Source organism: Roseateles sp. P5_B10 (assembly GCF_056400485.1).
On the sequence record NZ_JBFULE010000245.1, the window covers coordinates 1 to 6,863 of the forward strand.

Here is a 6,863-nt window from a genome sequence, read left to right on the forward strand (position 1 = left end):
GATCTTGTTTTCCTTGCCGGTGCCCTTGTCCTTGGCGCCGACGTGCAGGATGCCGTTGGCGTCGATGTCGAAGCTGACCTCGATCTGCGGCGTGCCGCGCGGCGACGGCGGGATGCCTTCCAGGTTGAACTCGCCCAGGCTCTTGTTGCCTTGCGCCAGTTCACGCTCGCCCTGGTAGACCTTGATGGTCACGGCTGGCTGGTTGTCGTCGGCGGTGGAGAAGGTCTGCGCGAACTTGGTCGGGATGGTCGTGTTCTTCTTGATCATCTTCGTCATCACGCCGCCCAGGGTCTCGATGCCCAGGCTAAGCGGGGTGACGTCCAGCAGCAGCACGTCCTTGCGCTCGCCGCCCAGGACCTGGCCCTGGATGGCGGCACCGACGGCCACGGCCTCGTCGGGGTTCACGTCACGGCGCGGTTCCTTGCCGAAGAACTCCTTGACCTTGTCCTGCACCTTGGGCATGCGGGTCATGCCGCCGACGAGGATGACGTCGTCGATGTCGGTCAGCGCAACGCCAGCGTCCTTCACCGCGGTGCGGCAAGGCGCAATCGTRCGTTCGATCAGCTCGTCCACCAGCGACTCCAGCTTGGCGCGGGTCAGCTTGACGTTCAGGTGCTTCGGACCGGTCGCATCTGCCGTGATGTAGGGCAGGTTGACGTCGGTCTGCGACGAGTTGGACAGCTCGATCTTGGCCTTCTCGGCGGCTTCCTTCAGGCGCTGCAGGGCCAGCACGTCCTTGGTCAGGTCGACGCCTTGTTCCTTCTTGAACTCGGTGACGATGTAGTCAATGATGCGCTGGTCGAAGTCTTCGCCGCCCAGGAAGGTGTCGCCGTTGGTCGACAGCACTTCGAACTGCATTTCGCCATCGACGTCGGCGATCTCGATGATCGAGACGTCAAACGTGCCGCCGCCGAGGTCATAAACGGCGATCTTGCGGTCGCCCTTGCCGTRCTTGTCCAGGCCGAAGGCCAGGGCCGCGGCGGTGGGCTCGTTGATGATGCGCTTGACGTCCAGGCCGGCGATGCGGCCGGCGTCCTTGGTGGCTTGGCGCTGGGCGTCATTGAAGTAGGCCGGCACCGTGATGACGGCTTCGGTCACTTCCTCGCCGAGGTAGTCCTCGGCCGTCTTCTTCATCTTGCGCAGCACTTCGGCCGAGACCTGGGGAGGCGCGAACTTCTTGCCGCGCACTTCCACCCAGGCGTCGCCGTTGTCGGCGGCGGCGATGGTGTAGGGCATCAGGTCGATGTCCTTCTGCACTTCCTTCTCGGCGAACTTGCGGCCGATCAGGCGCTTGACGGCATACAGCGTGTTCTTCGGGTTGGTGACCGACTGACGCTTGGCGGAGGCGCCGACGAGGATCTCGCCGTCTTCCTGGTAGGCAATGATGGACGGCGTGGTGCGGGCGCCTTCGGCGTTCTCGATGACGCGCGTGGTGTTGCCTTCCATGACGGCCACGCACGAATTCGTGGTGCCCAGGTCAATGCCGATGATCTTTCCCATTTGGAACTCCTGAAGATTTGTTGGATGTATTCGATTTGTGGATAACTCGCCGTCCTTCAAGGGCGGCAGGCTGTGAATTAGTGGGGACAGAGCATGTCGCTTCGCGCCAAGGTCTGTCCCCAGGTCCTTAGCGAGGCGCCGACACGGTCACCAAGGCCGGCCGCAGCACGCGGTCGGCGATCAGGAAGCCCTTCTGCAGCACCGCGACGACCGTGTTGGCGTCCTGGGTCGGTGCCGGCACTACGGAGATAGCCTGGTGCTGGTGCGGGTCGAACTTGGCGCCTTGGCCGGGGTTGATCTCCACGACCTTGTTGCGCTCCAGCGCGCTGGACAGCTGGCGTCGCGTGGCGTGCACGCCTTCCAGCACCGTGTCGACGCTGGCGCTGGGCGTGGCGATGGCCGCCTCCAGGCTGTCCATCACCGGCAGCATGGCCTCGGCGAAGGCTTCGACGGCGAACTTGCGGGCCTTGGCCACGTCCTCATCCGCGCGGCGGCGGGCGTTCTCGGTCTCGGCCTTGGCACGCAGATAAGCGTCGCTCATTTCGGCGAGGCGCCCTTCCAGCTCGGCAATCTTGATTTCGGGGTTCAGCTCGGCGGCCGTGGGCTCGGCGGCGCCGGCTGCGTCTTCGGGCAGGGGTTTTTCGGTCGTCATGGCAGAAAAGGAGGGGATCGCGTCGACATGGGGCGCGATGCCCTGGTTTCAAGAGGGGAGATTCAAAACGGATTATCCGGGTCAACCCGGATCTTCATCATCCAGCGAGACGGACCATCGGTCCCAGTCTGCCAAGCGGCGCCGGTCCTGCTTTGTCGGACGACCTTGCATGATCGTGTCGGCCGGTTCCGGCGCCAGGCGGCGCGCCTCGGCGGCCGCCTCCCGGGCGGTGATGCTGGCCTGGGTTTCGGCGTACAGGGCCTGGGCTTGCGGCGCCGGGCCACGCAGGTTGGACAGGCCCAGGACTTCGACCTCGCGGCTCAGCGTGCCGATGCGGATGCTGAGCAGGTCGCCAACCTTGACGTCCCGCGCCGGCTTGACCGGCTGGCCGCCCACGCGCACGCGGCCGAGGTTGATCTCGTCAACGGCCAGGGCGCGGGTCTTGTAGAAACGCGCGGCCCAGAGCCATTTGTCCAGGCGCATCGAAGTCGGGGAATCGGGCACGGGCGAAAAAGGTCCTCAGGTTTAGGGATGATTGTCGCCAAGCCCGCCGGTAGCGTTGCGCAGCCCGATAGGGGCGCTGCTTGGGGGGAGGTTCGCAATGAAAAAGCGTGCGTGGGTGGGCCGTGCAACGGCGGTGGCGGCGATGCTGGCCTGCGGGGCGGCGACGGCGGATGTGATCGTGACGGGGGCCTACCGCGTCTACCCGACTTTCACGGCGCCCGGACCGGGCGATACCAACCTGGGCGGCAACACGCTGGGGCTGGGCGGCAACGGCACGGCGCAGCTGCTCGTCAATGGTGGCTCGCGCCTGAGTGCAGCCTCGGTGCGCTTCGCCGACGGCGGCACGGGCATCGCGACGGGCCTGGTCACTGGCGCCGGCTCGGTGCTGACGATCAATGGCAACGGCAGCACCAACCGGCTGGAGCTCGGCGCCTGGGGCCAGGGGTCGCTGACCATCGCCGACGGCGCCACGCTGGACGCGCGCGCCGACAGCGCCCAATGCCTGCTGGGCCCGCAGTGGTGCCACAACTTCATCGGCAATGCCGCCGGCAGCGACGCGACGCTGACCGTCACCGGCGCTGGCTCCAGCGCGAGCTTCCTGCGCGCCTTCGTCGTCGGCGGGCTGGCAGTGTTCCGCCCGCCGATCGAAACCTTCACCTTCGGCACGCCGGGTGGCATCACGCGCGGACGCGTCGAGGTGCTGGCGGGCGGCCTGCTGACGACCGACGGCGGCTCGATCGGCGTCGCGCCGGGCGGCTCCAGCCCACTGGGGAGCGAGCGCAGCTTTGCCTCGGTCGTCGTCGACGGCGTCGGCTCGATATGGCGAGTGACCGGCCCGACGCTGGGCAACGGGTCTGCCTTCATCAACCTCGCCGAGCACGCCAATGCCTGGGGCACGCTGGACGTGACCGGCGGCGGGCAGGTGCAGATCCAGGGCCGCGCCGGCATCTACAACGGCATCAACGTGGGCTCGACCGGCGGGCGGGGCGACATGCGCGTGGCCGGCGCCGGCTCGGCCGTCGTCTATAGCGGTGACGCTGGCTATCTGCAGGTGGGGCGCAACAACGCCACCGGCCTGCTGCAGTTGCAGGACGGCGGCCAGGTGAGCGGCCTGTTCTACGTGGCCATCGGCCGGGACGGCGGGCATGGCGAGCTGCAGGTAGACGGCGCGGGCTCGCAGCTGCGCATCGACGGCCTGGGCTCGGCCGCCGCCAACGGCGTCCTGACCGGCCCGGTGCTGGATGTCGGGCGCAATGGCACGGGGCGGGTCACGGTCAGCAACGGCGGCCGCATCGATCTCGTCGCCACCACGGCCCAGCCCTCGGGCACGGCGCTCAACCTCGGTCGTGAGGCGGCTTCGTCCGGCACGCTGAACATCAGCGGCGCCGGCTCCGTCGTCTCCATCTCGGCCGCTTCGGTGCTGCCGGGGGGAGGCGCCGGCGAGGCCTTCAATCCCATCATGCGCGTGGGCCGCGACGGCTCAGGCTTCCTGAACATCAGCGCGGGCGGCCAGCTGATCCTGGACGGCCAGGCGGTGTCCACCGCGACCAACTCGCGCAGCACCAGCCTCTACATAGGCGGCACCAGCGACACCCAGCCCGGTGGCCGTGGCGTGGCCGTGGTGACCGGCGCGGGCTCCGAAATACGCCTGATCGGTACCGACAGCTATATCGGCGTCGGCCACGGCCCTCAGAGCTTCGGCCAGCTGACGGTGGCGGACAACGCGCTGGTCAGCGCCATCGGCATGAACGTGGGCCGCTCCGGCGGCGTGGGCGTGCTCAGCGTGGACCATGCCAGCCTGAGCTTCAGCGGCCAGCAGACCGGCAGCACCTTGTCGGGCGCTTTCCTGTCCATCGGCCGCTCTGATGGCACGGGCGTGGCGACGATCACCAACGGCAGCCACGTGACGCTGGTCAACGCGGGCAGCGCGGGGGCGTCGCTCAACCTCGGCGGCACCAGCGTGGGCCCGGGCGGCGACGGCACTCTGACGCTGGCGGGCGCTTCCAGCATCAGCATCCAGGCCGCACCGGGCCAGGGCGCGATGACCATCGGGCGCGAAGGCACCGGGCTGATGCGCGTCAAGGGCGGCAGCAGCGTGGACGTGGCCGGGGGCGGCATCTTCGTCGGCCGCCTCGGCGGGTCGGACGGCACGCTGCTGATCAGCGAGGGCTCCAGCGTCAGCGCTAACTGGATCGGCGTCGGCCGCAACCGGACCGCCGGCGGCTCGGTGGATGGCGGCACGGGCACGTTGGTGGTCAACAACAGCACGCTGACCGCGAACACCATCGTCATCGGCACCAACGGCTTCCTCGGCGGCAACGGCACCATCATCGGCGCGGTGACCAACTACGGCATCTTTAGCCCGGGCAACTCGCCTGGCCAGATGCGCATCGACGGCAGTTTCACGGCCGCGGCCGGCAGCCGCCTCATCATGGAGGTGCAGGCTGACGGCAGTGGTGGCTGGCGCACCGACAGCGTCGTGTTCGGCAATGGCACGGCCCTCGACCTGAGCCATCTGAGCGTGGAGTTCCGCTTCCTGGGCAATACCGATCCGAATGCCTTCCAGGCCAGCGGCGGCTTCAACGTCGACACCTTCTTCCAGACCTCGGGCGGCCAGGGTCTGGGCCATCAGGCCTTCGCCGGGGCGAGCTTCAGTGCCCGGGCCGATGCCTACCAGTTCACCAGCTTCAGCTTCAGCGCCAATGACGGGGCGGTGTTCACGGCGGCCGCCGTGCCCGAGCCGGGCGCCGGCGTGATGGCGCTGGCYGGGCTGGCAGTGCTGGCCGGCGTGGTGCGGCGGCGGCGCCGCTAGTTCTTGGCGCCTGCCGCCAGCGCGCGCTGGCGCTGCAGGGCCAGGGTGTCGGGATGCGGGGCTTCACCGGCCCAGCCCTGCAGGTGGCGCTCGGCCAGCTTGGCCAGGGCGCGGATGCCGGCCGGGTGGTCGTTCAGGCAGGGGATGTAGGCAAAGCGTTGGCCACCGGCGGCCAGGAAGGCGGCGCGGGCTTCCTGGGCAATCTCTTCCAGCGTCTCCAGGCAGTCGACCGCGAAGCCGGGGCAGATGACGTCGGCGGACTTGAGGCCGCCCTTGGCCAGCTTGACCAGCGTGGGCTCGGTGTAGGGCTCCAGCCACTTGGCCTTGCCGAAGCGGCTCTGGAAGGTGACCAGCCATTCACCGTCTCGCAGCCCCAGCGCCTCGGCCAGCAGGCGGCCGGTCTTCAGGCATTCGCAGTGGTAAGGATCGCCGAGGTGCAGGGTGCGCTCGGGCATGCCGTGAAAGCTCATGACCAGCTTGTCGCCACGGCCCTCGCGCTGCCAGTGCTCGCGCACGGTCTGGGCCAGGGCGGCGATGTAGCCCAGCTCATCGTGATAGCGGTTGATGAAGCGCAGCTCGGGCAGGTGACGGGTCCGCAGCGCCCAGCGGGCGACGTCGTCGATGACGCTGGCGGTGGTCGCGCCCGAGTACTGCGGGTAGGCGGGCAGCACCAACACGCGGCGCACGCCTTCGCGCTTGAGGGCGTCGAGCGTGGCGGCAATGGCAGGCTGGCCATAACGCATCGCGAAAGCGACGCGCGCGCGGCCGCCCAATGCGCCTTGCAGCAGCTTGGCCTGCTTTGTTGTCCAGACCTTGAGCGGCGAGCCCTCGGGCGTCCATACCGTTGCGTACTTGGCCGCTGACTTGGCCGGCCGCACGCGCAGGATGATGCCGTGCAGGATGGCCAGCCAGATCAGCCTGGGGATCTCGACAACGCGCGGGTCGGCCAGGAACTGGGCGAGGTAGCGGCGCAGGGCAGGGGCATCGGGCGCGTCGGGTGTGCCGAGATTGCACAGCAGCACGGCCACATCCGGGCCAGCGGGCGCGACGCCGTGGCGCTGCGGCGGTTCGGGAAGAAAGGCCATGAGTCAGCGCCTGGAGCGAGGGCCGCCGAAGGGCTGGGGCTCGGTGTCGTAGAAGTGCAGCACCTCGAAGCGCACGATGGGCGACTGCTCGTCCGTGGGCATGCCGCCCAGGCCGATGACGCCACTGCCGTGCAGCGTGCAGCTGCCGCGCTTGAGGCTCAGCAGCTCGCCCKAATCACCGAAGCGCACATACGTGCCGTTATAGGACAGGTCGGTCAGCTCAAAGCTGCTGCCTTGCCAGTCGATACGGGCATGYGAGCGCGACACGCGGGCRTCGGTGATGCARTAGGTGGCCTGCACGCTGCGGCCT

The 6,863-nt window shown here is 68.5% G+C and carries 6 protein-coding genes; 1 reads left to right on the forward strand and 5 read right to left on the reverse strand.

The features are described 5' to 3' along the window. The 3 genes from dnaK to AC1DU6_RS15710 all read right to left on the reverse strand — a co-directional run. The coding region (gene dnaK / locus AC1DU6_RS15700; protein ID WP_477858178.1) for a molecular chaperone DnaK at positions 1 to 1,500 on the reverse strand (1,500 nt) is incomplete at its 3' end. A gap of 127 nt (positions 1,501 to 1,627) precedes the next feature. Further along, complete coding sequence (gene grpE / locus AC1DU6_RS15705; protein ID WP_477858180.1) at positions 1,628 to 2,152, reverse strand: nucleotide exchange factor GrpE; 525 nt, start codon at positions 2,150 to 2,152, stop codon at positions 1,628 to 1,630. A gap of 81 nt (positions 2,153 to 2,233) precedes the next feature. Beyond that, complete coding sequence (locus AC1DU6_RS15710) at positions 2,234 to 2,635, reverse strand: RNA-binding S4 domain-containing protein (RefSeq protein ID WP_056198069.1); 402 nt, start codon at positions 2,633 to 2,635, stop codon at positions 2,234 to 2,236. A 118-nt stretch (positions 2,636 to 2,753) separates the two neighbouring features. On the opposite strand from AC1DU6_RS15710, the gene AC1DU6_RS15715 reads away from it, so the two are divergent. Beyond that, positions 2,754 to 5,468 (forward strand): beta strand repeat-containing protein, encoded by a 2,715-nt coding sequence (locus tag AC1DU6_RS15715; protein WP_477858182.1) that lies wholly within the window; start codon positions 2,754 to 2,756, stop codon positions 5,466 to 5,468. Here the strand turns inward: AC1DU6_RS15715 and hemH are convergent. Together hemH and AC1DU6_RS15725 are read right to left on the reverse strand one after the other, a co-directional pair. Further along, positions 5,465 to 6,553 carry a ferrochelatase gene (gene hemH / locus AC1DU6_RS15720; protein WP_056198065.1) on the reverse strand — a complete coding sequence of 363 codons (1,089 nt, stop codon included), beginning with the start codon at positions 6,551 to 6,553 and terminating at the stop codon, positions 5,465 to 5,467. The genes AC1DU6_RS15715 and hemH overlap by 4 nt on opposite strands. 3 nt (positions 6,554 to 6,556) lie before the next feature. Beyond that, the coding region (locus tag AC1DU6_RS15725) for an FHA domain-containing protein (protein WP_477858184.1) at positions 6,557 to 6,863 on the reverse strand (307 nt) is incomplete at its 5' end.